At 35.7% G+C, this 2,598-nt stretch carries 2 protein-coding genes; one reads left to right on the top strand and one right to left on the bottom strand.

Annotated features, from left to right (window positions below):
• The first annotated feature begins 91 nt into the window (after nucleotides 1-91).
• Nucleotides 92-631, top strand: a complete 540-nt coding sequence (locus BM088_RS26775; RefSeq protein WP_281247211.1) for a substrate binding domain-containing protein — start codon at nucleotides 92-94, stop codon at nucleotides 629-631.
• Nucleotides 632-1,012: 381 nt separating this feature from the next.
• Here the strand turns inward: BM088_RS26775 and BM088_RS26770 are convergent, their stop codons facing one another.
• On the bottom strand, nucleotides 1,013-2,020 hold the full coding sequence (locus BM088_RS26770; protein ID WP_091991976.1) for a hypothetical protein: 1,008 nt from the start codon (nucleotides 2,018-2,020) through the stop codon (nucleotides 1,013-1,015).
• Nucleotides 2,021-2,598 lie beyond the last annotated feature (578 nt).

Here is a 2,598-nt window from a genome sequence, read left to right as displayed (position 1 = left end):
TATGATAAATTAAAGTTACAGTTTGAAAGTATGCTAGCACTGGCGTGTGCAATGATTTGGCTGCCAATGTGAAAGATCAACAGCCCCTAAATTGCATCCGCAAATAAATATTAAGTTAGATTTTAGTAGCCGCAGAGTAAATTTGGTATCGGGTGAATTTGATTTGGTTTTCAGAATGGGTCAATTGCAAGACTCTAGCCTAATATGCCGTAAATTAATTGATCTTCCCATAATGACTTTAGCCACTGAAAAGTATTTATCCCAATATGAAAAGTTAACGCATCCAAAAGATTTAAAAAATCATCAATGTATAACAGGCTCTGTTAAGCATTGGAGTTTTTCAAATAAAATAGACCCAGCAATAAAGGTTGATATTGCAATTGAAGGGCAGTTTCAATGTAAAAATGGCCGGGCTATGTTGATAAGTGCTTTAGCTGATAATGGCATAGTTAGAGTACCAAAATTATATTGTGAGCAAGAAGTAAAAAACAAAGATTTAATTTCTGTATTTGATGAGTGGGAAATTCCCGATACACCTTTATATATGGTTTATGTGCAAAATAAGTTTATGCCAAATAAGCTTAAAGTTTTTATCGAATTTGTAGTAAATAATTTTAATCGTTATTTATAAGTTTATATGCCCGTAACCATTAATAATGCAGGGTTTCAGTAAGCAAAATCTGAGTTATATTCTAGGCGTGAGAGTAAAAATGGGTTATTCCCCTTTAAACTTTCACAACAACAAAGATGATTTAGATTGGGCTACCCTCAGGGAGTGTGAGGGGAAAAACAGCTCTGCGTTATCTCTTTAGCTAAGAGTAAAACCATTGGCTGCAAGTGATACCTTACTCTGATTTCCCCCTAAAACTCTACAACCCGCATTTTGATTGGCTACGGTATATAACAAAAGGGTTTTCGAACCATAATTTGCAGGGTCATTTATTTTATTGAACGGCATATTTTTAAATAATGCTGTAAATTAAGACCCTGTAAATAAATGGCTTATTAAGTTTTATTTTTTCTTGCCTTTAGCACCTTTAGCGTTAGCGTCTTTAGTTGGTGAGCAAGCTTTAAGGGTTGCGCTTACAGCTTCTTCTGTTTGTACACCCCACACCGTCAGGCTGGCACCTAATTCTACCAATTCAGCTTCAGGTGCAAAAATAGCTTCAATCACCTTGGCGGTTATTTCTGCCAATGCCCACCAACCTACGCTTGCCAAAACAAGCCTCATTAACCTTAATAATAACCCCTCTTCGTGCACAACATACAAAAATGTCATTGCAGCTAAAAATTTTCTACCAGGGTTTTTCACTGCATCTTTTATAAATACATCTAAGGCTGTTCGCACATTAGCATTTTGGCTCAATAGCCCCCATACGCCAGTTTCTAACCGGTCTGAAATAATATAAGGCCCTATGCCTATGGCAAGAATAAGGTTAACCGTTATTTGAAAAATAAGCGCCCTTTCAGCTGCTTCACATTCCGACTTTTGTTGCGATAAATCTCTATGATGTTTTAGCTGTTCTGACTCAGCATCTAAATTGATTACGTCTACTTTAAATTCCATTCTAGCGTGGCAAAAATATTTAAAGTGTTCACATATAACACCTTCTTGAGGTGTGAGCGACCAATAAGCACCCGACTTTTCTTTTATTACAACTCGCCCATCATCGTTTAACTGTACTCTTAATAACGATGCCGACTCCACTGCCTCTCCTTTTGCAGTAACACAGCCAGTAACATCTAAAGTCACATATTTTTCTTTAAATTTAAGTGCTATATATTCATCTACATGCTCTACTTCAAAACAATCTTCTTCAGTTGGTTTTACTGTCGTTCCTAGCATGTCTTCGTTGACAACAGATAAACATTTGCCATTACCGGCGGTCAGCACTAACTTGTCACCATCACAAAATAAAGGTGTTATATCTCGTAAAATGAGTTTTTTCATCACTGAATTAGCGGTGTCGTTTTCATTTACACTGGTTTTAGTTTTGCGCTTTGCTGTTTTCTTTGCCATTTCATTTCCTTTACACATTCACTGCAAAGAGCACATTGCAATGAGCTATAGTGTTGTGAATTAATCGTTTTAGAGCCACTGCCAACGCTTTATCAACAACACAAAAAGTCACCACTTCCCCCCTTTAAAAAATGAAAACACTAAAAAGAGAATAATGACGTTTTAATATCGTTAATTAAAAGCTGAGTATTTTTTAAATTTACAAATAATATAAACCTTGGCCCATCTTTATTTAGCAATAATTTTATTTGCTCAAGGCTTAAATTACCCATTAAAAACCATAAAAACTTGGGCTAACCATTTAAAGAATGACTATTTTATTTTGGCTATTTACGCCGAATATCGGTTTTAAAATAATGAAACAATATGGTTAAGGGAGGGAGTTTTATTCTGTGAGAATACTAGGCACGGACTTTAAATTTTATTAGGCTAAAACCCAATCTACAAAATCAAAGCCAAATTGATCCAACTTGTAGGTGAGGCTTTGCCTACAAGGGTTTACCAATATAAAAGATGTTGAACAATGCAGGAGTCATTGTCGGCAGCCTTACTGCGCAATTATCAGCTATTAGGCTAAA

This window comes from Pseudoalteromonas denitrificans DSM 6059 (assembly GCF_900112265.1).
GTDB classification, from domain to species: domain Bacteria; phylum Pseudomonadota; class Gammaproteobacteria; order Enterobacterales; family Alteromonadaceae; genus Pseudoalteromonas; species Pseudoalteromonas denitrificans.
Note: the sequence above shows the minus strand (reverse complement) of the source record. Positions and strands in the feature narration are given on the sequence as shown.